The 26814-nt window shown below is 65.0% G+C and carries 23 protein-coding genes; 16 read left to right on the top strand and 7 right to left on the bottom strand.

Annotation, left to right across the window (positions count from 1 at the left end; all coding sequences use genetic code 11):
* Positions 1-207 precede the first annotated feature (207 nt).
* Both proA and G9Q80_RS21310 read right to left on the bottom strand, forming a co-directional pair.
* Positions 208-6048, bottom strand: a complete 5841-nt coding sequence (gene proA / locus G9Q80_RS21315; protein WP_088715202.1) for an anti-phage protein ProA — start codon at positions 6046-6048, stop codon at positions 208-210.
* A gap of 626 nt (positions 6049-6674) precedes the next feature.
* Positions 6675-8114: an aldehyde dehydrogenase family protein gene (locus G9Q80_RS21310; protein ID WP_088715203.1), complete on the bottom strand. Its 1440-nt coding sequence runs from the start codon at positions 8112-8114 to the stop codon at positions 6675-6677.
* Between the two features lie 194 nt (positions 8115-8308).
* On the opposite strand from G9Q80_RS21310, the gene G9Q80_RS21305 reads away from it, so the two are divergent.
* From G9Q80_RS21305 to G9Q80_RS21280, 6 genes are all read left to right on the top strand, one after another.
* Positions 8309-8962 carry a peroxiredoxin gene (locus G9Q80_RS21305; RefSeq protein WP_069209238.1) on the top strand — a complete coding sequence of 218 codons (654 nt, stop codon included), beginning with the start codon at positions 8309-8311 and terminating at the stop codon, positions 8960-8962.
* 120 nt (positions 8963-9082) lie between these two features.
* On the top strand, positions 9083-10120 hold the full coding sequence (locus G9Q80_RS21300) for a succinylglutamate desuccinylase/aspartoacylase family protein (RefSeq protein WP_088715204.1): 1038 nt from the start codon (positions 9083-9085) through the stop codon (positions 10118-10120).
* A gap of 104 nt (positions 10121-10224) precedes the next feature.
* A complete protein-coding gene (locus G9Q80_RS21295) occupies positions 10225-11013 on the top strand; it encodes an exodeoxyribonuclease III (RefSeq protein ID WP_088715205.1) in 789 nt (262 codons plus the stop codon).
* Between the two features lie 158 nt (positions 11014-11171).
* Positions 11172-12083, top strand: a complete 912-nt coding sequence (trxA, locus tag G9Q80_RS21290) for a thioredoxin (RefSeq protein ID WP_069209359.1) — start codon at positions 11172-11174, stop codon at positions 12081-12083.
* A 27-nt stretch (positions 12084-12110) separates the two neighbouring features.
* Positions 12111-12752, top strand: a complete 642-nt coding sequence (locus G9Q80_RS21285) for an LON peptidase substrate-binding domain-containing protein (RefSeq protein ID WP_043136209.1) — start codon at positions 12111-12113, stop codon at positions 12750-12752.
* The gene (locus G9Q80_RS21280) at positions 12749-12925 is read left to right on the top strand and encodes a Trm112 family protein (protein ID WP_074621138.1); all 177 of its coding nucleotides are present in this window, start codon (positions 12749-12751) and stop codon (positions 12923-12925) included. The genes G9Q80_RS21285 and G9Q80_RS21280 overlap by 4 nt, the downstream gene beginning before the upstream one ends.
* Before the next feature lie 3 nt (positions 12926-12928).
* On the opposite strand, the gene G9Q80_RS21275 is transcribed toward G9Q80_RS21280, so the two are convergent.
* From G9Q80_RS21275 to G9Q80_RS21265, 3 genes are all read right to left on the bottom strand, one after another.
* The gene (locus tag G9Q80_RS21275; RefSeq protein ID WP_157903828.1) at positions 12929-13756 is read right to left on the bottom strand and encodes a trypsin-like serine peptidase; all 828 of its coding nucleotides are present in this window, start codon (positions 13754-13756) and stop codon (positions 12929-12931) included.
* 84 nt (positions 13757-13840) lie between these two features.
* Entirely contained in the window at positions 13841-15928 is a 2088-nt protein-coding gene (locus tag G9Q80_RS21270) for a trypsin-like peptidase domain-containing protein (protein WP_088715207.1), read from the bottom strand.
* 87 nt (positions 15929-16015) lie between these two features.
* A complete protein-coding gene (locus G9Q80_RS21265; RefSeq protein WP_088715208.1) occupies positions 16016-16981 on the bottom strand; it encodes a threonine ammonia-lyase in 966 nt (321 codons plus the stop codon).
* 95 nt (positions 16982-17076) lie between these two features.
* Here G9Q80_RS21265 and G9Q80_RS21260 point away from each other — a divergent pair, with 95 nt between their 5' ends.
* The 6 genes from G9Q80_RS21260 (at position 17077) to G9Q80_RS21235 (ending at position 20569) form a co-directional block, all read left to right on the top strand.
* A complete protein-coding gene (locus G9Q80_RS21260) occupies positions 17077-17595 on the top strand; it encodes a DUF1643 domain-containing protein (protein ID WP_069209358.1) in 519 nt (172 codons plus the stop codon).
* Positions 17585-17872 (top strand): DUF5665 domain-containing protein, encoded by a 288-nt coding sequence (locus G9Q80_RS21255; protein WP_043136218.1) that lies wholly within the window; start codon positions 17585-17587, stop codon positions 17870-17872. Before G9Q80_RS21260 ends, G9Q80_RS21255 begins: the two co-directional genes overlap by 11 nt.
* 96 nt (positions 17873-17968) lie before the next feature.
* Positions 17969-18583 carry a hypothetical protein gene (locus G9Q80_RS21250; protein ID WP_088715209.1) on the top strand — a complete coding sequence of 205 codons (615 nt, stop codon included), beginning with the start codon at positions 17969-17971 and terminating at the stop codon, positions 18581-18583.
* 129 nt (positions 18584-18712) lie between these two features.
* The gene (rpsO, locus tag G9Q80_RS21245; RefSeq protein WP_043136223.1) at positions 18713-18982 is read left to right on the top strand and encodes a 30S ribosomal protein S15; all 270 of its coding nucleotides are present in this window, start codon (positions 18713-18715) and stop codon (positions 18980-18982) included.
* 145 nt (positions 18983-19127) lie between these two features.
* On the top strand, positions 19128-20330 hold the full coding sequence (locus tag G9Q80_RS21240; protein WP_088715210.1) for a GTP-binding protein: 1203 nt from the start codon (positions 19128-19130) through the stop codon (positions 20328-20330).
* A complete protein-coding gene (locus G9Q80_RS21235) occupies positions 20330-20569 on the top strand; it encodes a DUF6525 family protein (protein WP_043136228.1) in 240 nt (79 codons plus the stop codon). The genes G9Q80_RS21240 and G9Q80_RS21235 overlap by 1 nt, the downstream gene beginning before the upstream one ends.
* Position 20570: 1 nt before the next feature.
* On the opposite strand, the gene G9Q80_RS21230 is transcribed toward G9Q80_RS21235, so the two are convergent.
* Positions 20571-21836 carry a cation:proton antiporter gene (locus G9Q80_RS21230; protein ID WP_088715211.1) on the bottom strand — a complete coding sequence of 422 codons (1266 nt, stop codon included), beginning with the start codon at positions 21834-21836 and terminating at the stop codon, positions 20571-20573.
* 300 nt (positions 21837-22136) lie between these two features.
* On the opposite strand from G9Q80_RS21230, the gene pnp reads away from it, so the two are divergent.
* From pnp to G9Q80_RS21215, 3 genes are all read left to right on the top strand, one after another.
* Positions 22137-24275, top strand: coding sequence for a polyribonucleotide nucleotidyltransferase (gene pnp / locus G9Q80_RS21225; protein WP_043136233.1), 2139 nt, complete (start codon positions 22137-22139; stop codon positions 24273-24275).
* Positions 24276-24376: 101 nt separating this feature from the next.
* Entirely contained in the window at positions 24377-25186 is an 810-nt protein-coding gene (locus G9Q80_RS21220) for a DUF2711 family protein (RefSeq protein WP_069209227.1), read from the top strand.
* Positions 25187-25193: 7 nt separating this feature from the next.
* On the top strand, positions 25194-25547 hold the full coding sequence (locus tag G9Q80_RS21215) for a YigZ family protein (protein ID WP_043136235.1): 354 nt from the start codon (positions 25194-25196) through the stop codon (positions 25545-25547).
* 23 nt (positions 25548-25570) lie between these two features.
* Here G9Q80_RS21215 and G9Q80_RS21210 read toward each other — a convergent pair whose 3' ends face one another.
* Positions 25571-25999, bottom strand: coding sequence for an organic hydroperoxide resistance protein (locus G9Q80_RS21210; protein WP_088715212.1), 429 nt, complete (start codon positions 25997-25999; stop codon positions 25571-25573).
* A 104-nt stretch (positions 26000-26103) separates the two neighbouring features.
* Between G9Q80_RS21210 and G9Q80_RS21205 the strand changes: the two genes are divergently transcribed.
* Positions 26104-26571 (top strand): MarR family winged helix-turn-helix transcriptional regulator, encoded by a 468-nt coding sequence (locus G9Q80_RS21205; protein ID WP_069209357.1) that lies wholly within the window; start codon positions 26104-26106, stop codon positions 26569-26571.
* The last annotated feature ends 243 nt before the right edge of the window (positions 26572-26814 follow it).

Genomic DNA, 26814 nt, shown 5'->3' with positions numbered 1-26814 from the left:
CTAACGCGGTGGGACTTGTGGCGTCGTGATCGGCCTTTGAGAGCCGTCGTGCCGCCCGCCTCGCTCCTGTCTCTGGCAAACGGGATGCCAAACGACGCGTTTGCGAAGGCGCTACAATAGTCGCCCCAATTCTTTGCGCAAATCTGCCACGTCGGCTTCGTCGATCCGGTTTCTGGGCCGGTCCAAAGGACCATCCCTCGCATAGGGTCAACTCGCTTGGCTTGCTCGCCAGGCCACGCAGTCCGAAAGATAGGCCCGGGCATCGGCCGACAGGCGGGCAATGCCCGCATGGCGCGCCAGGTCGAGAACCGGGTCCTCGCTCTTGTTCAATTCGGAACTATGGCGATCATAGAGGTCGGCGATCTCCGTGCGTGAGATGTCCCTGATGGATCGGTCCATCCCCGGGCGGAACGCCAGCCTGTCGGCCTTCGTCCCTGCGGCCCAAAGGAATTCGGTATCTCCCTCCTTATGAATCTCGACCAGGCGGAGCGCCTTGGAGACCTGTCCCGAGATTCGCCGGCCAGTCCGCTGCCAGCCATGCATTCCGGAAACCCGCTTGCCCAGCAGGGCGACCGGCATGGGCCCCTCGCGCTTGACGATGCCCGCAATCAGCCTTTCAAGGACGGGAATGTACTCGGCATCGTAGAATTTTTCGGGGTCCGGGATCGCCTCATCCAAACCTGCATCGTTCGACCGCTCTGCGACGGCTGCGTCTGACGCCCTGGAGTACTGGGCCTCCTGCCGGACAGGATCGGGCTCTGCGGTTGTTTCATTGACAATGGGTTTGGCGGTATCGGGCGCCACTGGCTGACGGTCATTCGAGACTTCGGTGACTTCATCCTGCTGTTCTGGACGCATGGCTTCGCGGGCCGCGTCTTTTTCAGCTCTCTTGATGCGATCCATTTCAAGATGCGCGGTCAGCGCGGCGTTTATGCGTTCGACCACTGCCGCGGGGTTGCGGAACCAGTCGGTCGACCAGATCCGAAATATCGTCCAGCCAAGGTTCTCAAGCACCGCCTGCCGCACCTTGTCACGATCCCGCGCCGTGGCAGAGCCGTGATAGGTTGCGCCGTCGCATTCGATCCCGGCGAGGTAGATGCCAGCATGATCCGGATGCACGACGCCCAGGTCGATACGGAAGCCTGACACGCCGATCTGTGGGCGCAGTTCCCATCCTTTCGCCTCGATGGCGGCCTTGATTGCGGCCTCGAAGAGGTTCTCGACCGGGCCAAGCGAACCTTCGTCCTGGGCGGGGAGCGCCTCGGGACCGCGCGCAGCGAAGTCCAGGAAGTTCTTGAGATGCCTTACGCCAATGGCCCTGGTCCGGGTCAGATCGATCTGGTTGGCACGGATCGAAGCAAAGACATGCAACTCGGCTCGCGCGCGGGTGACTGCCACGTTCAGACGCTTTTCGCCACCATCGCCATTCAGGGCGCCAAAGGCCATTGACAGCTTGCCGGCATGATCTGGACCGAAGGTGATCGAAAACAGCATCACGTCGCGTTCGTCGCCCTGAATGTTCTCCAGGTTCTTGACGATGACCGGCTCTTCCCGGGCGTCCTCGAAGAACCACTCCAGATCGGGGTTCTTGCGCCGCTCTTCGTCGAGCAGGTCCAGGATAAGCCCCTGCTGCTCGGCGTTGAAGGTGATGACGCCGAGCGTCAGTCTCTCTTCCTCCGGCCAGGTCAGCCATTCGTTCAGGCGCCGAACAGTCATGCGGACGATGGCGCGGGCCTCTGCCTCGTTGGTCCGGCCCTGACCCCGACCGTATACGCCATCGACCTGGTGCAGGCTGACCGCCCCCGAAGCCGTTTCCGGAGACGGGAAGGTCACCAGGCGGCCGCCGTAGTAATGCCAGTTGGAGAAGGCGATCAGGGCCTCGTCCCGGCTGCGGTAGTGCCAGTCGAGCTGCTGGGTCGGGATACCTGCTGCGGCGACCTCGTCCAGGATCGATGCAAGATCGCGCTCTGACTCGGGCAATTCTTCTTCGCCGGCGTCGCTGCGCCCGAAGAAATTTGTCGGGGGCAGCTGCTTGGGGTCCCCCACGATGATCGCCTGTTTGCCACGCGCGATGGCGCCAATCGCATCCCAGGTGGTGATCTGCGACGCCTCGTCGAAGATCACAACGTCGAAGGCGGCCTGCCCGGCCGGGAGGTACTGTGCCACCGAAAGAGGGGACATCAGCACACAGGGCGCCAGCTTGGTGAAGGCGTCGGGCATTTCCGAGATCAGCTTGCGGATCGGCATGCTGGGCCGCTGCAGGTTCAGCTGATGCCTCAGGGTTCCGAGTTCCGATTTGCGAGGCACGCCGTCCTGTGCGGGCAGCCCATGCTGGATGCGGGACAGGACCTGACCGGCGGCCATCTCCGTCGCGCGGTCATCCAACGCCCGGAACCGCCTGATCGCATCCTCATGCGACCAATGCGAGAAGCCGCGCAGCTCGGGCTGCGCATCCATCGTTCGCGGAAGCCACCAAGCCGCGTAGGCCGCGGCAAAGGCCGCATCGACGTCGCCCTCGATCCGGCCCTCTTCGACCGCAAGGACCAGGGCATCGAGCCCGGCGCCCTTGGCTTGAGAACGCACTTCGATCCACCGGGTCCAGTCCTGCAAGTGTTCCTTGTTGTCCTGGATTTCCTGCAAGGCCACGAGCAGCTCTGACAGGGCGAGACCTTCGGGCGATGCCTGAGATACTTGCGCGAAGGCGGCGATGTGCTCTTTCCAGGTGTCGTGCTTGCGCTGGAACAGGCTCACTGCGTTTCGCAGATCGCCGGCACTCCGTTTGGCGAGGCTCAGGCACGCCCCATCCCAGCGGGCCGGGTCTGAGACGGCAGGTGCGGCCTCGGCAAGCGCGGCCTTCAATGTGCGCGCCTGTTCGATCCAGCTGGCAAGGTGTGCCGCATCGGTTTCCACGCCCTTGACCGCGGGGCATTCGGTCAGCGGGGTTGCCGCGATCTCGGCCCGGGCGCGATTGGCGTCAGCCAGCGCGGTGATGTCCGAATGGGGATCCGCTTTCCCGCCCTCCGCGTAGGACTGCAAGAGCTTGCGCACCGAGGATTTGGCAAAGACCGAGAAAGGCCACATCTTGGTCAGCGCGAGCCGCCAATCGGCATCGAGTTGATCCAACGGAATGGAATCCAACCGATCCATCGGATAGCGCCCGGCGGTCCGTCCGGCAGCGGCGGTGTAGGCCGCAAGCCTGTCCCGCAGCATTTCGGCCTGCGCCTGCAATTCCTCGACATCGTGCGCCAGCGCCCAGCTAACGTTGTCACCATCGGCGGGGATCGAGGACAGGGCCAACAGTGGCGCCAGCTCGGCAGTCTCGCCGGTCCCCGTCCAGGTCAACCCGGCATGATGAGCGAGGGCCTCGGTTGCCTCGGCCAGCTCTCGGGTTGCCGTGCTCAGCTTGGCACAGCGGTCCAGAAGATCCGCTTGCCAGCCGAAGGACCACTCTTCTGCCTGCACCAGTGGAAGGGGCTTGCGGTCCGCGACGATGTCCCGGCATCGTCCCAGGGACTCGGCTAGTTTCCGAAGGTGTGTGTAGCTTTCCGCGTCATGAGCGTCCTTGTGCGCGAAGGACAGGCTGAAGGGGTGTTCGTGCCCTGTGGCTGTCCCGATGGCCTGGAAGACACTGAAACCCTGTGTCCCCTTTGCGTGCAGCGCCGTAACGTATGTGTTCAACTGTTCGCGGGTGACGGATAGCTCATCCGTCACCTCGATCCATTCGTCCCTCGCACCGCTGGCGGAACGGGCCCAACTGCGGCCAAGCTGGCTCAGCACCGACTTTCGGTCGGACTTGTTGGAATGGAGTTCCAGCACCGCATCACCAAGCCCGTGCGACGCAAGCCGCCGCTGCACCACGTCCAGCGCTGCCGATTTCTCGGCCACGAACAGCACAGTTTTCTGCATGGCGAGGCATTGCGAGATGATGTTGGCGATGGTCTGGCTCTTGCCGGTCCCCGGCGGGCCGATCAGGACGAAATCGTGTCCCTCCTGCGCGGCCAGGACGGCGGCAAGCTGTGAGGAATCCGCGGGCAACGGCGTGAACAGGTCGCGCGGTGCCAGCCTTCTGTCTACATCGATCGCCATCGGCAGCCCCGGCATGTCTTCGGCCAGGAAGGGCTCGGTCGGGTTGTCGACGAGGTGCTTGACCAGCGCGCTTTCGCGCAGGCTGTCTGTCCGCTCTACCAGGTCCTTCCACATGAGGAACTTGGCAAAAGAAAAGGTCGAGAGCGCCAGTTCCTCGACCACCTCGAAACCGGCGACGTCGCGGACCTTGTGGCGCATGATCTCGAAGATCCGAGGCAGGTCGAAACCGCTCTCGTCGCGCGGAAGGTCGCCTTCCAGCTCTGGTACTTGCAGGTCGAAATCGCGCTTGAGGAATTCCAGCAACGTGGTGTTGAAGCGTACCTCGTCTTCGTGATGTTCGATCACGAACTCCGATTGCGCGGACTTTCGCGAGATTTTCACCGGCACCAAAAGCAAGGGGGCGCGGTAGTTGCGGGTATCTCCTTCGGACTTCTTCCAGCGCAGAAAACCGGCGGCCAGGAACAGCGTATTCGTACCGCCCTCCTGCATGTCGCTCTTGGCCCGGCGATGCAGTTCAAGCAGCCTCCGGTCGCTTTCCTTGCGCGTCAGCGGCACCGCGATCTGGCCTTTCCCGAAGGCGTCCTTTGCGACCTCCGCAAGAAGCCTGGGTTCTTCCTGTGCCAGGAGATCGCGCGTGCCGACAGGGTCCTCGTCCTTCAGTGCCAAGGCGCGGAACTTCTTGCCGTCGGCAAGCTGGTCCTCAAGTGCCGAGACATCAGGGCACAGGAAAGGCAGCGTTTGCTTGCTGTCCTTGAAGTTCAACAGTCGATTGCGCAGCGACAAGTCCAGCAACTTGCGCTGCCATCGGGAAATCCGGTCCGCCGGCGTCGCGGCTGCGTCCTCGATCAACTCTCCCGGGAGCAGGCCCAGATCCAGCGGTTGCGGCAAGGCGGCCGGGCTTGCGACCGGCTCTTCCACCTCCGATTCTCGTTCGAGACGATGGCCTGCAAGCGGACGGATCCTTGCGGCCCGGGCGCGCCGGATGTCGACCGCCATGACGAAGCTGTGTTCATTCCGCTCGGAGGTCAGTTCTCGCGCGGTTTCGACAGCTTGTTCGAAACCGACACTGGGTTTCTTCGTCAGCAGCGTGGTCTCCATGACCACGAACTCACGCGCATCGATCGCCTTGCGGACCGTCATCACGTCCGGCTCGCTGACGGTCCCGAAATCCCGTTCGGTCAGCCAGACACCGGTCCAGGCATGCCCCTCGGAGAACAGCACCACGGGATTGAGACCTGCGGCCTCGAAGCAACCGGCCAGCAACAGGGCGCTGTCCAGGCAGGTTGCCAGACCTTCGGATTTGATCCGGCCCGGATCGCGGACCTTTTGACCACGCGTTTCAAAGCTCGCAGGTGGCACCGCGTAGGTCAGCCCCATGCCGGTGACTGCCGACCATATCGCGCCGGCCAACATCCACGCGCGGGCGGGATCACGGGATTGATAACCGTCCATCGCGCCGTTCTGCCCGGCGCCTTCCAGGAGTCGGCTGGCCTCTTTGAGGATGCCGGCAACGACCGCGTCGTTGGGCGACACAAAGGCCGCAAGCAGATGCGCCATGTCGCCCACTCCGCCCCACTCGTCACGAGCGAGCATTTCGATCGGGCGTCGTTCAAGCAGCAGGTCGGTGTCGCCCTGCCGGACAAGGAAGTGCAGGTCTCCCCATTCGGCCTCGTTGAGGCCACCCAGGAGGGTGGTGTCCAACGGGGTCTCCAGGTCATGCAGATCTTGTCGCTGCCCGGGGACCAGTCGATCCAGCGTCCAGCTTTTTGAACGGATCAATCCGGGCATGCAGGTCAAATCGAGTGTAATATTGTCGAGCGGCGTATCGGACAAGTTCTGCAATTGCACCTTTTTCAGGATGGAAACACCATTCTGAGAAGAGGCGAAATTCACTTTCCGCGCGACGGTCAGTTCGAGAATAAGGTCGCCCGGGCTTTCTTTGCCCGTCCCATCAAATGACATTTTCGAAACCCCGTCGCCAAAACAATTCGGAGAATAGTCACGCACAGGGCCAACTGACTGTCAATTCGGCGATGGTTTGCGCTGAACTGCTATACCCTTGTTCCGCATCGTTACGTTGGTCCAATCCAGAGGGGCTGTTTCCGAACGCTGAGGACGCTCCCGCCGGGTGCTCCGTCGAAGGGGGACCAGGGAAGGTGGTGCTTGCGGTCGTTGAGTCCTGTCGCGTGATCGCGCAAAGCGATCCGCCCTGCGGGCGGCCCTTCTGCGGTTGATGGATGTGTCTACGCGGGCATTCAGGCATCCCGCGCCGAAGTCGGCGAAGGCGTTCAGAACCCGGAACCGGGACCCAGGGCATTGGCACCAGGTCGAGCCGCTACCGCTGGCTTGGCTGTTGCGGGATCTGCGGGCGCCGATAGAAGGACTGTCGCCGCTCGAACGCCGGTTCCTTCATCCTGATCCACAGAGCCGTGTCTGCAGGTGGCTGCGACTTGCTTCGACATGCGCGCCGATAAGGGCCCCAGGGCAATGGTCCTTTCAGGGCGGCCAGTAGGGGCGTCGACGCAACGCCACGCGGGCGTTGCGTCGAAATCCCTTCGTGCAGGCAGACTGTCAGGCGTGGCGTCGGATCACTCCGCTGCCCAGCCCGACACGGCCTTGACCTCGACGAAATCATGGATGCCCCAACTGCCACCCTCGCGGCCATTGCCGGACATCTTCATGCCGCCGAAGGGGGCGCCCGCGCCCCGGCTTTCGCCGTTCATCTCGACCATGCCCGACCGCAGGGCGCGGGCCATCCGCGCCCGCCGCGCGCCGTCCTGGCTCTGGACATAGTTGGTCAGCCCGTAGGGCGTGTCATTGGCGATCTGCACCGCCTCGTCCTCGTCCTCGAACTTCAGGATCGACAGCACCGGGCCAAAGATCTCCTCCTGCGCGATGGTCATGTCGTTGGTGACATCGGCAAAGACCGTCGGTCGGACGTAAAAGCCCTTGTTGAACCCCTCGGGACGGCCGGGACCGCCTGCGACCAGCCGGGCACCTTCCTCGATGCCCTTTTCGATCAGGCCCTGGATCTTGTCCCACTGGCTGCCATTGACCACGGGCCCGATGTGCCGCCCTTCCTCGGAGGCCGGACCCACCGTGATCTTCTCGGCAATCGCCGCCGCTTCTTCGACCACGCGATCATAGATCGGCGCCTCGACCAGCATCCGGCTGGGCGCGTTACAGCTTTGCCCCGAATTGTTCATCATGTGCAGCACGCCGCGCTTGACTGCCTTTTCATCCGCATCGGCAAAGACCAGGTTCGCGCCCTTGCCGCCAAGCTCCAGGTGCACGCGCTTCAGCGTGTCCGCCGCGGCGATCGAGATCAGCCGCCCCGCGCGGGTCGAGCCGGTAAAGCTGACCATGTCGACGTCCGGGTGGCTGGACAGTTGCGAACCGACGCCCGCGCCGTCCCCGTTGACCAGGTTGAACACGCCCGGCGGCAGGTCGGCGGCGGCCATGATCTCGGCAAAGATCATGGCGTCCAGCGGGCTTTCCTCGGAGGGTTTCAGGACCATCGTGTTGCCCGCCACCAGCGCCGCGCCCACCTTGAGCGTGATCTGGTTCATCGGCCAGTTCCACGGGGTGATCAGGGCGCAGACGCCCACAGCCTCGTGGATGATCCGGTCGTTCGGGGCGTGGTCGCCCAGCGGGCGTTCCCAGGGAAATTCCTTGGCCGCCTGGATGAAGCTCTTGAGGTGACGGATGCCGGCCCCGGCCTGCAGCGTCTTGGCCATATCGATGGGGGCGCCCATTTCCATGCTGATCGCAGTGCCCAGGTCCTCGGTCCGTGTCTTGTAGGCTGCGTAGACGCGTTCCAGTGCCGCGATGCGCTCTTCGACGGGCGTGGCCATCCAGCCGGGCAGAGCGGCCTTGGCGGCCGCGACGGCGGCATTGGTATCGGCCTCGCCGCCCAGCGAGATCACGGCGCAGGGTTCTTCCGTGGACGGGTCGATCACCTCGTGGGCGGTGCCCGCCAGCGGCTCGACCCAGGCGCCGTTGATGTAGAACTGACGTTTCTCGATCATGTCATAACTCCTGCGTGTAAAGACAGGCGTCCGGCCGTTCCGGAAAGCTCCCGAAACGGCCGGACGCCCGTTTTGCGGCACTCTGTCACCCCCTCCACAGAGGCGCAAGACGGGGCTTTACATCTGCAATTTAGAATGTATCTAAACAGCCATAGTCAAACCCGAGCATTTCGGACAGGAAAGGACATCTGATCATGGCCCTGCGTATCAACGACGAACTTCCCAACCTTACCGTGACCACCGACCTGGGCGAGGTCACCCTGCATGACTGGATTGGCGACAGCTGGGCGATCCTGTTCTCGCACCCCAAGGATTTCACCCCCGTCTGCACCACCGAATTCGGCGCCGTCGCACAGCTGGCCGCCGAGTGGGAAAAGCGCGGCACCAAGGTGATGGGCATTTCCGTCGACGGTGTCGAAGAGCACAAGCAGTGGAAAGGTGACATCGAAAAGACCTCCGGTGCGACGGCTGCGTTCCCGATCATCGCGGACGAGGACATGGCCGTGTCCAAGGCGTTGGACATGCTGCCCGCGGACGCCTACCTGCCCGATGGTCGTACCGCCGCTGACAGCGCCTCGGTGCGCTCGGTCTTCATCGTTGCGCCGAACAAGAAGGTGCAGCTGATGATGACCTACCCGATGTCGGTGGGACGCAACTTTGCCGAGGTCCTGCGCGCGTTGGACGCCCTGCAGGCGACCTATGAAACTCCGATCGCCACCCCGGCCAACTGGACCGTGGGCCAGGACGTGATCGTGGCGCTGTCGCTGAACGACGAGCAGGCCAAGGAAAAGTTCGGCGAGGTCAACGTCGTGCTGCCTTACCTGCGCACCACCAAGATGCCGGCCTGATCCGGCCCCGGACCCGACAGACAGGCGGGCGTCCCATGTGGGGCGCCCGTTTTCATTGATACCGGGCGCTTGCACGCGGGGACGTCGCGGCCTAATCGGAATGGAACAGGAGGCCTCACCATGCGGGACCCGTTCATTCTTGGCGACCAGAAGGTTGCCCCCGGCACACGGCGGACGGTGGATCTGCCGGTCTCCGTGCTGTCCGATCATACCCCGGTGACGCTGTCTGCACATGTGGTGCATGGCAAACGGCCCGGTCCGGTCATGTTCGTCTCGGCTGCCATCCACGGCGACGAGGTCATCGGCGTCGAGATCGTTCGGCGCCTCTTGCGGGCGGCGCCGGTGGCGCGGCTGTCGGGGACGCTGGTGGCGGTGCCGATCGTCAACTCCTTCGGCTTTATCAACCGTTCCAGGTACTTGCCTGACCGGCGCGACCTGAACCGCAGTTTCCCGGGCTCTCCTCAGGGGTCGCTGGCGGCGCGCCTTGCGCATCTCTTCCTGACCGAGATCGTAACCCGCTGCGACGTCGGCATCGACCTGCATTCCGCCGCCGTCGGCCGCACCAACCTGCCGCAGATCCGACTGACGGCGGGGAATGCGCGTCTGCGCGAACTGGGGGGGGCCTTTGCGGCACCGGTGACAATGATGTCCAAGACCCGCGAGGGGTCGCTGCGCCTAGTGGCACAGAACGCCGGTGTCGATGTGCTGCTGTACGAGGCGGGCGAGGGGCTGCGGTTCGACGAACACGCGGCCCGTGCCGGGGTCTCGGGGATCCTGCGGGTGATGGCGCGGCTGGGCATGATCGCGGGGCGCGGCGTGCCGCGCGCGCGGGTCGGTTCGGTGATCTGCGAGCGGTCGTCCTGGGTGCGGGCCTCCTCCGGGGGGCTTCTGCGCACGCTGAAACGCCGGGGTGACTACGTCGAGGCCGGGCAGGTTCTGGGCGTCGTCTCCGACCCGTTCGGAGAGCGCGAGGCCGAGGTGATCGCGGATGTGACCGGCATTCTGGTGGGACGGTCCGACCTGCCCGTGGTGAACGAGGGCGATGCCCTGTTCCATATTGCCGAACCGCTGGAACCCGAAAAGGCCGAAGCGGCGGCGGAACGGTTCGATGCCGACCTGGAGGCGCCGCCCCTCTTCGATGAGGATGAGATCATCTGATTGATCTCAAAGAGTTTATTTCCACACTCCCGGCGTGGGGAAACGTGGTTGCGCTGGCCGTCCCGGCTTGGCAGTCTCGCCGGGCCTGAAACCCGGAGTCGCCTATGCCCTTTACGCTTGCCACCTGGAACATCAACTCGGTCCGGCTGCGGGCGGGGCTGGTCGAGAAGCTCTTGACCGAGGAAGCGCCGGACGTGCTGTGCCTGCAGGAATGCAAGTCGCCGGTGGCCAAGATCCCGCACGAGATCTTTGCGGCGCTGGGCTATACGCACATGGTTGCGCGGGGCGAGAAGGGCTATAACGGCGTGGCGATCCTGTCGAAACTGCCCATCGAGGACGTGGGCGACAAGGATTTCGCTGACCTGGGGCACGCGCGCCATGTTGCGGCGCGCATGGATAACGGTCTGACAATCCACAATTTTTACGTTCCCGCTGGCGGCGATGTGCCGGACCGCGACAAGAACGTGAAGTTCGGCCAGAAACTGGATTACGTCGCCGGGATGCGCGACTGGTTTGCCTCTGAAAAACCGCAAAAGGCGATCCTGGTGGGCGATCTGAACATCGCCCCGCTGGAGGATGACGTCTGGGATCACAAGAAAATGCTCAAGGTGATCTCGCACACGCCGGTCGAGGTCGAGGCGCTGGGCGAGGCACAAGATGCTGGGGGCTGGGTGGATGTGACCCGCAAGGACTTGCCCGTGGGCAAGCTCTATAGCTGGTGGTCCTACCGTGCGAAGGACTGGGATGCCGCCGACAAGGGACGGCGGCTGGACCACGTCTGGGCTACGCCGGACATCGCCAACGCGGCGCACGGCAGCCGTATCCTGCGCGACGCGCGCGGTTGGGAAAAACCGTCGGATCACGCGCCCGTCTTTGCCAGTTTCGACCTCTAGTTTTTTGTACAAAACGTACGTTTTGTACGTCGAAATCGGCAAAACGTACAAAACGCGCCGGAGGCGGCCAAACCGGATGAACCGGGCCGCCGCCCTTGCATCCCGGGCCACGCTACGCCATCTACGCCACTGAACATATTCAACCGCGTGAGGGCGACATGCTGGAACTGGGCGGCGGCCAACCGGCTGCGGACAACCTGATCAAAGACATCTCCGAAGCGGAGTTCATGGCGGAAGTCGTGGACGGCTCTGCCGAGGTTCCCGTCATCGTCGATTTCTGGGCGCCCTGGTGCGGCCCCTGCAAGACGCTTGGCCCGATGCTCGAAGATGCGGTCAAGGCGGCCAAGGGTGCCGTCAAGATGGTCAAGGTCAACGTAGACGAGGCCCAGCAGATCGCCGGGCAATTGCGCATCCAGTCGATCCCGACGGTCTATGCCTTCTTCAAGGGCCAGCCGCTGGACGGGTTCCAGGGCGCGCTGCCGCAATCCGAACTCAAGGCCTTTGTCGATCGCGTCGTGCAGGCGGCGGGTGGCGATGCCTCGGGCGGGCTGGATGATGCCGTGGCCGCAGCCGAAGAGATGCTGGACCAGGGCGCGGCGGTGGATGCGGCGCAGACCTTTGCCGCCATCCTGGAAGAGGACCCGGCCAATGCCGGCGCCTACGCGGGACTGGTGCGCGCGCATATCGCGATGGACGACCTGGAGCAGGCCGAGGCGATTCTGAACGGCGCCCCGGTCGAGATTTCCAAGGCGCCGGAACTGGAAGCGGCCCATGCGGCGCTGGAACTGGCGAAACAGGCGGCGGATGCGGGCCCGGTGGCCGAACTGACCGCCAAGGTCGAGGCCGACCCCGAGGACAAGCAGGCGCGGTTCGACCTGGCGCAGGCGATGTACGCCAATGGCGATGCCGCTGGTGCGGTGGACCAGCTGCTGGAGATCTTCCGCAGCGACCGCGAGTGGAACGATGGCGCCGCCAAGGCCCAGCTTTTCACCATCTTCGAGGCGCTGAAGCCGAATGATCCGGTGGCGTTGAACGGACGCCGCAAATTGAGCTCGATGATATTTGCCTGACCGGTCGCGCAGTCTACCTTGTCGGGCATGACACGGCTCAAAGATCTGCCGGGCAAGATCCCGGTTTTCCCCCTGCCGGGGGCGCTCCTGCTGCCGCGGGCGCGCCTTCCGCTCCACATCTTCGAGCCGCGCTACCTCGCGATGCTCGACGATTGCCTGAAAACGGAAACCCGTCTGATCGGCATGATCCAGCCGCACCAGGTGCCGGGCCGCGAGGAACGGGGCCTGCACCGGATCGGCTGTGCGGGCCGGGTGACGCAGTTCTCGGAAACCGAGGACGGGCGTTACATGATCACGCTGACCGGCATTTCGCGCTTTCGCATCGTGCGAGAGGTCGAGGGGTTCACGCCTTACCGCTGTTGCGAGGTCAACTGGGACGGGTTCGAACGCGACCAGCAGGGGGCAGAGACGGACACGTGCTTCGAGCGGGTGCGTTTCATGGACTTGCTGGATCGCTTTTTCGCGGCCAAGGACCTGTCGGCGGACTGGGATACGCTGCAGCAGGCGGATGACGAGTTGCTGGTGAACTCGCTGTCGATGCTGCTGGACTTCAACCCCGAGGACAAGCAGGCGCTGCTGGAAGCGCCCTCTTTGAGCACACGGCGCGAGACGCTGGTGACATTGATCGAATATGCGCTGCGCGGCGGCGAGGAGGACCTGATTCAATGAGCGTTGAATTTGACCGGCGGATGCTGGAGGCGCTGATCTGCCCGGTGACGCAGACTGGTCTGCGCTATGACGTGGACCGGCAGGAATTGATCAGCACGGCGGCGGGGCTGGCCTATCCGATCCGCGACGGCATCCCGGTCATGCTGCAGGACGAGGCGCGGCGGCTGGACTGAGGGTCAGTCCTGAACCGCGGGCTTGAGAACGCTTGAGCTGTCCAGAATACGGCCTATCGGGATCGCGTGTTCGACGCTGTTTCCGAACCCGCCGAGATGCAGGCCGATCGCCCGGTTTTCGAGAGCGTGGACAAGCGGAGAGCCTTCGTTTCCCGGCAGGGTATCGCAGGTGTGCCGTAGATCGCCGTCCAGTATGGCCGGTGTGGCGACCCAGCAATCCTCGTAAGCGACGTTTTGGGGAAAGCCCAAAGGATGCCCGTAGAGCCGGAGAGGCTGATGGTCGAGCTGGGCTGCGGCGGCGAGCGCAAGGGTGCCGTAGCGTTCGCCCGGCTGGCCCGACGTGATCCTGAGAACCGCATAATTCAGGGCCTCGTCGATTTCGACCGGGGTCGTATCGACCTCGAAGGCTTCGGCGCTTTCGGGATCGGTCTTGTCCAGGTAGCCGAGGGTAAAACGGATGGACTCGATCTCTGCGGCCTTGCCCGTCGGGCGAGGGGTGCCTTGGGCGCAGAGCGCGGTGGTCAGCAGCAGATCCGCGGTGACGAGAAACCCGGTGCAGGACAGGACGCCTGTACCGGTGCTGACATCCAGCCGACCGACCGGGCGTCCGGCTTGCGCGATCATGGAGGTCTTGCCGAAACGCGCGACCTCTTCGATTTCGGGCCTTCCGAAAGGCAGGTATCCCTCGCCACGGTCGCCTTGCATCCAGAGCGGAAGAGGCAGGACGGTGTCCCCGAAGCTGTCGGTCGGGAAGATGTTTTCGTAGTCGGACGCGGCGGGACTGGCCAGAAGACAGGTTGTCGCCAGGACTGCGAGCAAGGATCGGATCATTGGGCTTGGGGGTCGTTTCGCCATGTCGCCTGTTCTCGTACACCGGGGAAGGACAGGGGAGCAAGGCAGGGGCGATTCCGGGCGTCAGGGCAGGAGGCTGCGCATCGCCTCGCGCGTGCGGGGGCCGATGCGGCCGTCGGTGGGGCCCTGGTAGACGCCCGCGCGGGCCAGGGCCTCTTGCAGGGCGCGGGCGGTGTCGCGGGGCCAGTCGGCGGTGTCGCGGGTCACGGGCCCGTCGCTGCCTGCGCGCAGGGCCTCGATGTAGAGCCGGGCCGCCTCTGCCGGGTCCTGGCTGGTGCCGCGCCCATTCTCGGTCATCCATGCCAGGCTTGCGAGCGAGACCGGGTCGCCCTGCGCCGCCGCCTTGCGATACCAGCCGATCGCCGTGGCATCGGAGGCGGCCACGCCGGTCCCTGTCATGTAGAGCGTGCCAAGAGCCTGCTGGGCTTCCGCGTGATCCTGTTCGGCGGCGGCGGTGTACCAGCGGGCGGCGGTTGTCATGGACTTGTCGACTCCGCGGCCATTTTCGTACAGGAGCGCAAGGTTGAATTGCGCCGCGGCATTGCCCTGTTCGGCGGCCCTGGCGAACCAGTAGGCGGCGGTTTCGTCCGACTGATCAACGATGGTTCCGGCCAGGTAGAGGTCACCCAGCTGGTCCTGCGCGCCGTGATAACCGGCCTCGGCGCCCTCACGGTAGAGGGTCAGGGCGCGGTCGGGATCGGCGGGAACGCCTTGACCGTGCTGGTAGATCACGCCCAGCCCGGTCTTGGCGATCGGGTGACCCTGTTCTGCGGATTTCTCGAACATCTCCAATGCCTTGTTCTGGTTCTTCGGTGTGCCCAATCCCCAGAGGTAGGCAACGCCCAGGCCCGCCTGGCCGACGGCGTCGCCGGTGTCAGCGGCGGCCTTGTATGCGGAAAAGGCCTCGTCATAGCGTTCCGCGGCGCTGAATGCCTCTGCCAGGAAGGCGGTCATGCGGGGATGAGCGGGAAAGCTGTCCAGCGCGCGTTGGCAGGCCGCGATGGCGGCACTGGCGTCCATTGCCTCGAAGACCGTGCCGTCGCTGCGCATCAAGCCTGCCGCGCGGTCGGGGTGAAAGCGGTCCCCGGCGAGACGGTCGCAGGCCTGCACGTCGGCATTTGCCGCCATGCGCTCGGCCAGCGTAGGCGGGGGCGGTGGGGCCGGTTGCAGTGCCGCCAGCAGCCGGGCGGCGGTGCGTGCGGCAGAGGTGCCGGGCGCCTCTGTTACCAGCGATTCTAGCGCGATGCGGCGGTCGTCGTCATCGTCGATTAGCAGCGCGTCGGACAGGCGGGTCAGGGCGCGGCCCTCGGCATTGTCCGGCCCGCCGGACCCCTTGGCGGGCGACAGCAGGTTCGAGGCGGCCAGGATCGCCGCCATCGGAATGGCATAGTTGACGCTGTTGTTCGCCGATCCGGCATGATGCAGCCCGACCACCTGCCGCGTGCCTGCGTCGATCACCGGAGAGCCGGAGTTGCCCGGCATGGTATCGCAGGTGTGCAGCAGCTTGTTGTCCGAAAGCGCGGGGGCATTGGCGCGGCATTTCTCGCGGCTGATCCGCTGCGCCTCGCCCATCGGGTGGCCGATGATCCAGTAGGGATCGTTGTCATGGGGCGTGACGGCGGCCAGTTCCAGCGTGCCGAAATCGTGCCCCGGCGTGTCGCCCAGGATGCGCAGCAGCGTGTAATCCAGCGGTTTCGAGGTCTCGACCGGGACCGGGTCGACGAGGAAGGAGCTGGTGCCCTCGGTCACGCCTTCCTGAGTGTAGCCCATGACGAACCGCACGCCGACGATGGATTTCGCCTCGGCCCGGCTGTCGTCGAGGATGCCGGGCACGCAGTGATGGTTGGTCATCAGGATGTCGTCACCTACCAGGAAGGCGGTGCAGGGAAAAACGCCCTTGTCCGTCGCCACGTCCAGCCGCCCGACGGAGCGCCCGATGCGGGCAAAGACCGACTGGCTGGAATAGGCCGAGATGAATTCGTTGTTGTAGGCGCCGTAGGCGGCCTCGGGGATGACATCGCTGCCGAACTGCTTGCGCGACAGGACGGTCTTGCCAAAGCTGTCGAGGTCGAACCCAAGCAGGCGGTCCTGCTGCGCGGCCAGCGGCGTGGCAAGCAGGAGCGCGGCGGCAATGGTCAGGCGGCGGAACATGGGTGTCTCCCAACAGGCGTGTCTGGCCTGCAGTATAGCAGGTTGACGCAACGTCGGGAGCGGGGTTTTCCTGACCTCCCGGCGCGCCTAGACCTCGAGTGCGCGGGCCAGCATGGCCGGATCCAGGTTGCCGCCGGAAATGGTGCAGATCACCGCATCACCGGCCAGTTCGTCACCGTGAAAGAGCGCCGCCGCAAGGGCCACGGCACCGCCCGGTTCAGCCACCAGCTTGAGGTGCCGCAGGGCCAGCGACATGGCACGCAGCACCTCCTGGTCCGTCACCACCACGCCGGGGCCGCAGAGGCGGGCATTGATCGGAAAGGTCAGCTCTCCGGGCATCGGGGTCAGGATCGCGTCGCAGAGACCACCGGCCTCTTGCGCGTTACGCTCGCGACTGCCCGAGTGCAGCGAGCGCGCGGTGTCATCGTAGCCCTCGGGTTCGGCGGGACGCACGCGCAGCCCCGGCGCGCGGGCCTCCAGCGCCAGGGCGATCCCGGCGGTCAGGCCGCCACCGCCGCAACAGACCAGCACGTCGGCCTCTGTCACACCTGCCTCGGCGGCCTGTTCGGCGATTTCCAGTCCGCAGGTGCCCTGGCCGGCGATGACCTGCGGTTCGTCGTAGGGTCTGACCAGCGTCAGCCCGCGTTCGGCGGCAATCGCGGCGCCGATCTCTTCGCGGCTTTCGGTTGTCCGGTCGTAGAGCACGACCTCGGCGCCGTAGCTGCGAGTGCCCTCGATCTTGGCGGCGGGCGCGTCTGACGGCATCAGGATCACCGCCGGAACCCCCAGCTTTTGCGCGGCCAGCGCCACCCCCTGCGCGTGGTTGCCCGAGGAAAAGGCGATCACGCCCTTGGCGCGCTGGTCTTCCGGCAGGGCGGTCAGGGCCGACCAGGCACCGCGGAACTTGAAACTGCCGGTATGTTGCAGGCACTCGGGCTTGACCAGGACGCGGCGCCCGGCGATGGCGTCCAGCGTCGGCGAGGACAAGAGCGGCGTGCGGCGGGTGATGCCGCGGGCGCGGGTGGCGGCGGCCTCGATCATCTGGATGTTCATGGGGTGCTCCGGTGACTGTGGCGGCAGGGGGCCGCAGGCAGGTGTGAATGTCAATCGCCCTTGAACCCCCGGCGCGGGCGGGGCAGCTTGCGGCCATGATCGAAAGGCACGCGGAAAAGGATGGAGAGCGCAGCACTGCCTGGTATTCGCCTTGCGAGCGCTATCGTTACGGGCTGCGCCGGGTCTGGGATCCGGGCGCGGGAGAGGTGCTGTTCGTGATGCTCAACCCCTCGACCGCCAGTGAGCTGGCGAACGACCCGACCATCGAGCGCTGCCAGCGACGGACGAAGGCGCTGGGCTATGGGGCGATGCGGATCGCCAACCTGTTCGCCTTTCGCGCCACCCGGCCCCAGGACCTGCGCCGCGCCGAGGACCCGGAAGGGCCGGAGAATGCCGCACTGTTGCGCGACTGGTCGGGCGCGGCGGATCTGACGCTGGCGGCCTGGGGTGTGCATGGCGCCTTGCAAGGGGCGGGGCCGCGGGCGGCGCCACTGCTGCGGGGTGATGTGCGCCACCTGGGTCTGACAAAGGCGGGCCACCCGCGCCACCCGCTCTATGTGTCCTACGCGGTCCACCCCGAACCCTGGCCGATGGAGATGCGCTATGCCGCCTGAGACAGAGACCGAGGCCCTGCGGCAGGAAGTGGCGCGTCTGGCCGATGAGGTCAAGCGCCTGAATCAGCACCGTTTTGTCCGGGTGCACAACAACCTGGCGCGGTTGATGGCCTTTCAGTTCCTGCGGGGCATGATGCTGGGCCTGGGGACGGCATTGGGGGCCACGGCGCTGGTTTCGGTCGTTGTCCTGCTGCTGAGCCAGATCGAGTTCATCCCGATCCTGGGCGACTGGGCGACCGCGTTGATCGAGGAAATCAAGATCGACGAGGCCGAGTAAGCCTTGCTTTACCCCGTGCTGCCATAGTCGCGGCCTGAACCGGGGCGGCGTGGTGTGCCCGTCGTTGCCGGTAGGGCGGAAAACGGGGCTGCAGCGATGTATCTACTGGCCGGGCTCATGGGGCTGATAGCGCTTGGTTCGGTGGCCATCGTCAGCATCGGTGACGATGCGGACGAGGCGCTTGCCGATACGGGCGACGATGGGGACGATGGCCTGCCGGCCTCGCCCCTGTCGCCGGCCTCACTGGGGGTGTTCCAGTTCTTTCCGCAGGGGATCGACGAGGGCACGCCGGAGGGCACCGCGCTTGAGGACGGGCGGTCGCTGTTTGCGCGCATGGGGTTGATCAACCTCGCCGGGCTGGACCCGGTCGAGGATGCTGAGCTGGCAGACACGGGGGCAGGGGCCTTGCAGCTGGAGTCTTTTGGGGTCGATGTGCCGGCGGCGCCGGACGACGCGTCGGCAGAGCTTGCCGGCGCGGACCCGCTGGACTACGACGCGGAGGAAGATCAGCTGGTGATCGTCTATGACGACAGCGCCGGCGGACCGGAACCCGAGCTGGAGGTGTCCGCCCGCGAGGATGATCCGGAGACGACCGAGATCCGCCTGGGCGGGACGGTTCTGGCCAGCCTGCCCACTGCCGAGGCGCCGCCGCTGTCCTTGATCGTGCTGGTGGGCGAAAGCGATGCCGCCGCGCTGGACCTGGCGACGTAGGTTAGCGGGCTTGCCAAGGGGGCAGGAATCGCGTACCTGCGCGCATCCGCTTTGGCGGACCTCTCCACGGGCCTTGCTGGACGACATCCCGGCTTGTGCCATAACCCTTTGATCCGAAAGGAGACCCCGATGTCGATCACCGCGGAAGAAAAGACCCGCCTGATGAAGGAATACGCCACCAAGGAAGGCGACACCGGTTCGCCCGAAGTGCAGGTGGCCATCCTGACCTCGCGTATCTCGACCCTGACCGAACACTTCAAGACCCACAAGAAGGACAACCACTCGCGTCGTGGCCTTCTGATGATGGTTGCCCAGCGCCGCAAGCTGCTGGACTACCTCAAGGGCAAGGACGAAGAGCGCTATCGCTCGCTGATCGGCCGCCTGGGCATCCGCCGCTAAGGCACTGTCCCGTCGCTGAACGGATTGACCGCGTTTCCCCCCGGGAAGCGCGGTTTTTCTTTGCGCGGTGGGGTTTGGGGCTGGTCGAGATTGTTATGTTATACTATAACGCACCCCTGTTTCTTGTCGAATAGGGAGCTTGACCATGCCCGACACCGATCCCCGCATCCCCGTGACCGTGCTTTCCGGATTCCTGGGGGCGGGTAAGACCACGCTGCTCAACCGGGTGTTGAACAACCGCGAAGGGCGGCGCGTCGCCGTGATCGTGAACGACATGTCCGAGGTGAACATAGACGCCGACCTTGTGCGCGCGGGCGGCGCGAACCTCAGCCAGACGGACGAGACGCTGGTGGAAATGTCCAACGGCTGTATCTGCTGCACCCTGCGCGAGGACCTGCTGGTCGAGGTGCGGCGCCTGGCTGAAGAAGGGCGTTTCGATACGCTGCTGATCGAATCGACCGGCATCGCAGAGCCGCTGCCGGTGGCGGCAAGCTTTGCCTTCCGGGATGACGCGGGCCAGAGCCTGTCGGATGTCGCGCGGCTGGACACGATGGTGACGGTGGTGGATGCCTGCAACCTGCTGGAGGATTTCTCCAGCCATGATTTCCTGGCGGACCGGGGCGAAAGCCTGGGCGAGGAAGACGAGCGCACCCTTGTCGATCTGCTGACGGACCAGATCGAGTTTGCCGATGTCGTCGTTCTGAACAAGGTCAGCGATGCGGGCGCGCTCAAGGTGGACGCAGCGCAAAAAATCATCCGCAGCCTGAATGCCGATGCGCGCATCATCCGCACGGATCACGGCGAGGTGGCGACCGCCGAGATCCTGGAAACCGGGCTGTTCGATTTCGACAAGGCGCACGAACATGCCGCTTGGGCGAAGGAGTTGTACGGTTTTGCCGATCACGTCCCCGAGACCGAGGAATACGGCATCGCCAGCTACGTCTTCCGGGCGCGCGACCCCTTTGACCCGGAGCGTATCCACGCGCTGCTGAACGGCAGCCTGCCGGGCGTGATCCGGGCCAAGGGGCATTTCTGGCTGTCGACGCGGCCCGACTGGGTGGCCGAATTCTCGCTGGCGGGCGCCTTGTCGAGCGTGAAGCCGCTGGGCAAGTGGTGGGCGACGGTCCCGAAGGAGAACTGGCCCAAGGATGCGCGGGCGCAGGAGTATTTCCTGGCCCATTGGGCCGAGCCTTTTGGCGACCGGAGGCAGGAACTGGTCTTTATCGGTGCGGGGATCGACTGGGCCGACCTGAAGGCGCGGTTGGAGGCCTGTCTTGTGTCTGAGGTGACGGGGGCGGAACAACCGGACCCGTTCCCCCAGTGGCGGGACGCGCGAGAGGTGGCGTGATGGCCCGCCGCAACGGCAACCGTGGTGCGGTGGCGATCAGGCCGCGCCGCCGCCGTGGCGATGCGATGCGGGTCTACGACAGCCTGCCGGCGCCGCTGCGGCGTTGGATGGCCGGGGCGGTGCTGCCCTGGTCGCCGGAATCCTGCCTGGCGATCTGGCGCCGGGCAGGAGGCCCGGACGAGGCGCTGGAGCGGCTGAACCGGGCAGAGCGCGCGACGCTGGACAGGGCGGGCCTGTGACTCAGACCAGGTCGGGTTCGCGCCCGACCCGGTTGGCCAGCTTGCCGATGGTCAGCCCCTGCACGATGATCGAGAAGACCACGATCACGTAGGTGACGGTCAGGATCAGCGGCTTCCACTCGCTGTCGGGCAGCGACAGGGCGAGGGCGACAGAGATGCCGCCCTTGAGCCCGCCCCAGGTCATGATCGGCATGACGCCGGGGGCGAAACTCCGGAACGGCCGCAGCATCAGGATCGGTACCACCACCGCGCAAAGCCGCCCGAACAGAGCCAGCGCGATGCAGATCACGCCGGTCACCAGCGTGTCGGTTTCCAGTTGCACGGCAAAGATCTCGACCCCGATCAACATGAAGAGCACGGCGTTCAGGATCTCGTCCACCAGTACCCAGAATTTCTCGACGTATTCGCGGGTTTCCTCGGACATGCCGTGCTTGGCCCCGATGTCGCCGATCAGCAGGCCGGCGCAGACCGCCGCAATGGGGGCCGAGACATGCAGCGCGATGGCCAGTTCGTAGCCGCCGAAGGCCAGCGCCAAGGTCATCAGCACCTCGAGGGAATAATCGTCGATATGGCGCATGACGCGGAAGGTCAGCCAGCCCAGGACAAGACCCAGCACCGCGCCGCCGAGCGCCTCCTGTGCAAAGAGCCTGGCCGCGTCCAGCGCGGGGCTGGCGTGGGCGGCATCGCCGTGGCCATGCGAGAGCGCCGGAAAGGCCAGCCCGACCAGCACCAGGAAGACGACATAGCCCACGCCGTCATTGAACAGGCTTTCGCCCGCGACCTGGGTTTCCAGTGATTTGCGCAGGTTGGCTTGTTTCAGGACGCCCATGACGGCGACGGGATCCGTGGGCGAGATCAGCGCCCCGAAGACCAGCGCAATCAGCAGCGGCGCGCCGGTCAGCCAGTGAAAGCCAAGCCCGATCACCGCGGTAGACAGTGCCACGCCGATGGTGGCCATCAGCAGGACAGTGGGCCAGACCGCGCGCAGGTCCGAGAGTTTGACGTGCAGGGCGCCCGCAAACAGCAACAGTCCCAGCATCCCTTCCAGCAGGGCGTCGGAGAAATCTATGCCGGTGACGATGGCGCGCAGATCCTCGGCCAGCGTGAGCGAGGGCACCATCGTGTCTAGCGCAAGGGCCGCCATCGAGGTCAGCAGGGCGACGACGAGGATGCCGATCGCTGAAGGCAGGCGCAGGACGAAATAGTTGATGGCACCAAAGACCGCGGCAAGGACGATGAGGAGAGAAGCAATCTGAAGAATGTTCATGGGTTTGGCCTGATGAAATCACGTTCCGCGCTGTAACACGCCCTCCGGTAACGGCAAATGGCAATGATCCGGGCCGAACCCGCCGCCAAGAACCTGCCGGGCCGCAAAAAATCGGACTTTGGGGCGGCTGGCATGGAACGCAACGGCTTCACAAAAGGCGCTTGCTGCTGTATGGCGCCAGTCATCTGAGACGTGACGCTTTGACCCCGGCGCATGGGATGATGAAGGGGTCGGCGGCAATGGGGCCGCCATTCAAACGGAGGACCGGCAGGGGCCGGAGCGCCTCCTAGAGGATAACTGATGTTCAAAGAAGTCAAAAAGTCGATGCAGTGGGGCGAGGAAACGCTCACACTGGAAACCGGCAAGGTTGCCCGTCAGGCCGACGGCAGCGTCATCGCCACCCTGGGCGAGACCAGCGTCATGGCCAACGTGACCTTTGCCAAGCAGCAGAAGGAAGGCCAGGACTTCTTTCCGCTGACCGTCCATTACCAGGAAAAATATTACGCGGCCGGCAAGGTGCCCGGTGGCTTCTTCAAGCGTGAAGCACGGCCGACCGAGAAGGAAACGCTGACCGCGCGCCTGATCGACCGTCCGATCCGCCCGCTCTTCGTCCCCGGCTTCAAGAACGAAGTGCTGGTGATGTGCACCGTCCTGTCGCACGACCTGGTCAATGACCCGGACATCGTGGCGATGATCGCCGCAAGCGCCGCGCTGACCATTTCCGGCGCGCCCTTCATGGGCCCGATCGCCGGTGCGCGCGTCGGCTTTGAAGATGGTGAATACGTCCTGAACCCGACCGTCGAGGACATGGACCAGCTGCGCAACAACCCCGAGCAGCGGCTCGACCTGGTTGTCGCGGGCACCAAGGACGCGGTCATGATGGTCGAGTCCGAAGCCTACGAACTGACCGAAGACGAGATGCTGGGCGCGGTTCTTTTCGCGCATGAGCAGATCCAGCCGGTCATCGACCTGATCATCTCGCTGGCCGAAGACGCGGCCAAGGAGCCCTTCGACTTCCAGCCGCCGGATTACTCGGCGCTGTTCGACGTGATCAAGGCCGCGGGCGAAGACAAGATGCGCGCCGCCTACGCGATTTCGGACAAGCAGGAGCGCGTGACCACGGTTGCCGCCGTCAAGGAAGAGATCAAGGCCGGCCTCAGCGAGGAACAGCTTGAAGATCCGAACCTGGGTTCCGCGATCAAGAAGCTGGAATCGATGGTGCTGCGCGGTGATGTGGTCAAGAACGGCCGCCGCATCGACGGCCGCGCCCTTGACCAGGTGCGCCCGATCGTCTGCGAAACCGGCCTGCTGCCGCGGACCCACGGGTCGGCGCTGTTCACCCGTGGCGAAACCCAGGGTCTGGTCGTGACCACGCTGGGCACCGGCGACGATGAGCAGATCATCGACGCGCTGCACGGCAACTACCGTTCGAACTTCCTGCTGCACTACAACTTCCCGCCCTATTCGGTGGGCGAGGTTGGCCGCGTTGGCTCGCCCGGTCGTCGTGAGATCGGCCACGGCAAACTGGCATGGCGCGCGCTGCAGGCGGTGCTGCCGGCGGCAACCGATTTCCCCTACACGATCCGCGTGGTCTCCGAGATCACCGAATCCAACGGCTCGTCCTCGATGGCCTCCGTCTGCGGTGGCTCGCTGTCGATGATGGATGCGGGCGTTCCGCTGAAGGCGCCGGTTGCCGGTGTGGCGATGGGCCTGGTGCTGGAAGAGGACGGTTCCTACGGGATCCTGACCGACATCCTGGGCGACGAGGATCACCTCGGCGACATGGACTTCAAGGTTGCGGGCACCGAGAACGGGATCACCTCGCTGCAGATGGACATCAAGGTCGCGGGCATCACGCCCGAGATCATGAAGGCCGCGCTGGCACAGGCCAAGGACGGCCGCCTGCACATCCTGGGCGAGATGGCCAAGGCCCTGTCCTCGGCTGGTGAGTTCAGCGTGCACGCACCGCGCATCGAGACCATGCAGATCCCGACCGACAAGATCCGTGAAGTGATCGGCTCGGGCGGCAAGGTGATCCGCGAGATCGTCGAAGTGTCGGGCGCCAAGGTGGACATCAACGACGAGGGCATCATCAAGATCGCCTCGCCGGACGGTGAGTCCATCCAGAAGGCCTATGACATGATCTATTCGATCGTGGCAGAGCCGGAAGAGGGCAAGGTCTACAAGGGCAAGGTCGTGAAGATCGTCGATTTCGGCGCCTTCGTGAACTTCTTTGGCAAGCGTGACGGGCTGGTGCACGTCTCCCAGATCGAGAACCGCCGCCTGAACCATCCCTCGGACGTTCTGAAGGAAGGCCAGGAAGTCTACGTCAAGCTGCTGGGCTTTGACGACCGCGGCAAGGTGCGCCTGGCGATGAAGATGGTCGACCAAGAGACCGGTGAAGAGATCACCAAGCAAAAGGAAGAAGCGGAGGAGTGATCCCCGCTGTCCGCCGGCGGCACACGCCGTCGGCAGTTTCCCGGACGGGCGGCCTTTGGGCCGCCCGTTTGCACTTTGATACGAGACGACGACAGGACCCCATGCATCACATTGGCCGGGCCATTCAGCATCCCCCGACAGAGCTTCCCGTCCTGGAATTTTGGGCGCGCGACTACGACCACGTCTTTGCGGTCTACAACCCGTTTTTCACCGTTCCGGGGCATCATCCGGACACGACCCATTACGGGCCTGCGCGCATCACCGTGTCCTCCGCCGACGAGTTGAGCGCGCTGGCCGAGGCCCCGCCCATGCCCGAAAACCCGGCGCCGGACGAGTTTCCCGACCTCATCAAGCAAACCGGCAGCCCGCTGCGCTGGGAGGCGGTGCGCCAGGCGATCGGGGCCCGGGACCGGGCGCTGTTCGAGCGGACGGTCTGGCTCTGGGCGCTGAACATAGAGCGCGACGATACCGACGACGGGATGCGCGCGGCGCTGACCCGCTATTGCACGGCGCAGGGCATCTATCCGCCCGAAGAAGACTGCATGCCCGCGATCATGGAACCGATGCTGAGTGACTACCTGCAGGCGCTGGGCATCGACGAGATCATGCTGTGGGATGAGTACCGCGAAAACGCTCTGCCGGCCCCGCGCGAGGCGCTGGACCGGGACGAGGTCGCCGTCTGGCTGGACGGGGCGACGGGCAATTCCGTGCGCGCGGTCAGCGCGCCGGGGTTCCTCATCAGCTGGGCCTTTGACGACGTGCATGGCGTGTTGGCCCTGACCGACGACCTGTACCGCCGCTGCGCGCCGGACCGTTTCCTGGAATGCCGGGCCTATGGTGTCGGCGGCTACGTCGATCTTTTCAACCCGGCCGAATTCCTGGACCGGCTGCCGCGCACCGGGACACATTGAGGCGCCCGTGCTGGTGCTGGAGAATATCATCAGCGACCGGGGGTCGCGCTACGCGGTCTCCGGCGGGCCGTGCCGCAGTGCCGACGACGCGGCGGCCTTTCTCAAGGAGCTGAAACGGCGCAAGAAATTCGCCAAGGCCACGCATAACACCTGGGCCTGCCTGACCGAGGGCGGCCCGCTCAAGAACGACGATGGCGAAAGCGGCGCCGGCATGGTGATCCTGAGGATGCTGGAGCGCGAGGACCTGCGTGATACCATCGTGGTGGTGACTCGCTGGTACGGTGGTAAGCACCTGGGCGGGGATCGTTTCCGCCATGTCCAGGAGGCCGTGCGCCAGTTCATAGAGGCGCAGGGCGGCTGAAGCCGCGCCCCGCGCCAACTGGGTCAGACGACTTCGGTCTCGACCTCGATATTGCCCTTGGTTGCGTGCGAATAGGGGCAGATGAAGTGGCCGCGCTCGGCGATCTTTTCGGCCACGTCACGGTCGACGCCGGGCATCGAGACCGCCAGTTTCACCTTCAGGCCGAAGCCACCTTCGCTACGCCCACCGATACCGACATGGGCCGTGACCTTGGCGTCTTCGGGCACGGTGCCCAGCTTTTCATTCTGGGCGACAAAGCGCATGGCGCCGAGGTAGCAGGCGGCATAGCCGGTGGCGAAGAGCTCTTCGGGGTTGTGGCCCTTGCCCGAGCCGCCCAGCTCGGTCGGGCTGGTCATCGTGACCGTCAGCATCCCCGTCTCGAGGCCGGCAGAGCCGTTGCGGCCGCCGCCGGTGGCCCAGGCCTCGGTCCAGTATTTCGTGTCGACACTCATGACATTCTCCTTTCGTGCAGGAATTTATCGTGTGCGAAACATCTGTGTCGTGTGTGGATTTGTCAATGCTTGCGATTTTATCCTGCGCGATCTATTCCTGTGTCATGTCCAGTTCTCTCTCTCCCTCGGAAATGCTCTGCTTCGCACTGTATTCGGCGGGCCACGCCATGCAGCAGGCCTACAAGCCGCTGTTGGATCCGCTTGGCCTGACCTATCCGCAATACCTGGTGCTGACGGCGCTTTGGTCGGCGGATGACCGGCCGCTGGGATCGCTGGCGGTGCAGATGCAACTGGCCTCGAACACCCTGACGCCCCTTGTCAAACGGTTGGAGGCCAAGGGCCTTGTGACCCGGCGCCGCGACCCGGAGGACGAACGCCAGGTGCGCATCCGGCTGACCGAGGAGGGGCGCGCATTACAGGCCCAGAGCGCGGATATCGCGCGCTGTTTCCTGGAACGGGCGGGGCTGACCATGAGCGACGCGGCAAGACTGCGAGACGAGGTGATGACCCTGCGCGACAACCTGCGCGACGAGGCGGAACTGGACCCCGTGCGGAACGATCCCGCCGCCTAGGGGCTGTCGGCGTGGCGGCCAAGGGGAACGACGGCCCCTTGTTTACCCTTATGCCCTCGCGCGTAAATCGGGATAGCACTGACACGGGAACGCCCCCTTCGGCACTCACGGGACGCACCCCGGGGTCCCGGTGTCATCGCCGGGACCCGACCCTTTGCGTGCGTATTGGAACCCCTTGACGGATCGGAACAAAAAAAGGCCGGGCATGATGCCCGGCCAGGTCCAACAGGGAGGTGCATGCGA

The sequence above is a fragment of the Mameliella sp. LZ-28 genome (genome assembly GCF_012274245.1).
GTDB lineage: Bacteria > Pseudomonadota > Alphaproteobacteria > Rhodobacterales > Rhodobacteraceae > Antarctobacter > Antarctobacter albus.
The sequence above is the reverse complement of the archived record's forward strand: the minus strand, read 5'-3'. Positions and strand labels throughout refer to the sequence as shown.

Excerpts from the sequence above, each read along its gene's own strand:
- proA (WP_088715202.1), bottom strand. The coding sequence starts at position 6,048 with ATGTCATTTGATGGGACGGGCAAAGAAAGCCCGGGCGACCTTATTCTC.
- G9Q80_RS21310 (WP_088715203.1), bottom strand. The coding sequence starts at position 8,114 with ATGATCGAGAAACGTCAGTTCTACATCAACGGCGCCTGGGTCGAGCCG.
- G9Q80_RS21305 (WP_069209238.1), top strand. The coding sequence starts at position 8,309 with ATGGCCCTGCGTATCAACGACGAACTTCCCAACCTTACCGTGACCACC.
- G9Q80_RS21300 (WP_088715204.1), top strand. The coding sequence starts at position 9,083 with ATGCGGGACCCGTTCATTCTTGGCGACCAGAAGGTTGCCCCCGGCACA.
- G9Q80_RS21295 (WP_088715205.1), top strand. The coding sequence starts at position 10,225 with ATGCCCTTTACGCTTGCCACCTGGAACATCAACTCGGTCCGGCTGCGG.
- trxA (WP_069209359.1), top strand. The coding sequence starts at position 11,172 with ATGCTGGAACTGGGCGGCGGCCAACCGGCTGCGGACAACCTGATCAAA.
- G9Q80_RS21285 (WP_043136209.1), top strand. The coding sequence starts at position 12,111 with ATGACACGGCTCAAAGATCTGCCGGGCAAGATCCCGGTTTTCCCCCTG.
- G9Q80_RS21280 (WP_074621138.1), top strand. The coding sequence starts at position 12,749 with ATGAGCGTTGAATTTGACCGGCGGATGCTGGAGGCGCTGATCTGCCCG.
- G9Q80_RS21275 (WP_157903828.1), bottom strand. The coding sequence starts at position 13,756 with ATGATCCGATCCTTGCTCGCAGTCCTGGCGACAACCTGTCTTCTGGCC.
- G9Q80_RS21270 (WP_088715207.1), bottom strand. The coding sequence starts at position 15,928 with ATGTTCCGCCGCCTGACCATTGCCGCCGCGCTCCTGCTTGCCACGCCG.
- G9Q80_RS21265 (WP_088715208.1), bottom strand. The coding sequence starts at position 16,981 with ATGAACATCCAGATGATCGAGGCCGCCGCCACCCGCGCCCGCGGCATC.
- G9Q80_RS21260 (WP_069209358.1), top strand. The coding sequence starts at position 17,077 with ATGATCGAAAGGCACGCGGAAAAGGATGGAGAGCGCAGCACTGCCTGG.
- G9Q80_RS21255 (WP_043136218.1), top strand. The coding sequence starts at position 17,585 with ATGCCGCCTGAGACAGAGACCGAGGCCCTGCGGCAGGAAGTGGCGCGT.
- G9Q80_RS21250 (WP_088715209.1), top strand. The coding sequence starts at position 17,969 with ATGTATCTACTGGCCGGGCTCATGGGGCTGATAGCGCTTGGTTCGGTG.
- rpsO (WP_043136223.1), top strand. The coding sequence starts at position 18,713 with ATGTCGATCACCGCGGAAGAAAAGACCCGCCTGATGAAGGAATACGCC.
- G9Q80_RS21240 (WP_088715210.1), top strand. The coding sequence starts at position 19,128 with ATGCCCGACACCGATCCCCGCATCCCCGTGACCGTGCTTTCCGGATTC.
- G9Q80_RS21235 (WP_043136228.1), top strand. The coding sequence starts at position 20,330 with ATGGCCCGCCGCAACGGCAACCGTGGTGCGGTGGCGATCAGGCCGCGC.
- G9Q80_RS21230 (WP_088715211.1), bottom strand. The coding sequence starts at position 21,836 with ATGAACATTCTTCAGATTGCTTCTCTCCTCATCGTCCTTGCCGCGGTC.
- pnp (WP_043136233.1), top strand. The coding sequence starts at position 22,137 with ATGTTCAAAGAAGTCAAAAAGTCGATGCAGTGGGGCGAGGAAACGCTC.
- G9Q80_RS21220 (WP_069209227.1), top strand. The coding sequence starts at position 24,377 with ATGCATCACATTGGCCGGGCCATTCAGCATCCCCCGACAGAGCTTCCC.
- G9Q80_RS21210 (WP_088715212.1), bottom strand. The coding sequence starts at position 25,999 with ATGAGTGTCGACACGAAATACTGGACCGAGGCCTGGGCCACCGGCGGC.
- G9Q80_RS21205 (WP_069209357.1), top strand. The coding sequence starts at position 26,104 with ATGTCCAGTTCTCTCTCTCCCTCGGAAATGCTCTGCTTCGCACTGTAT.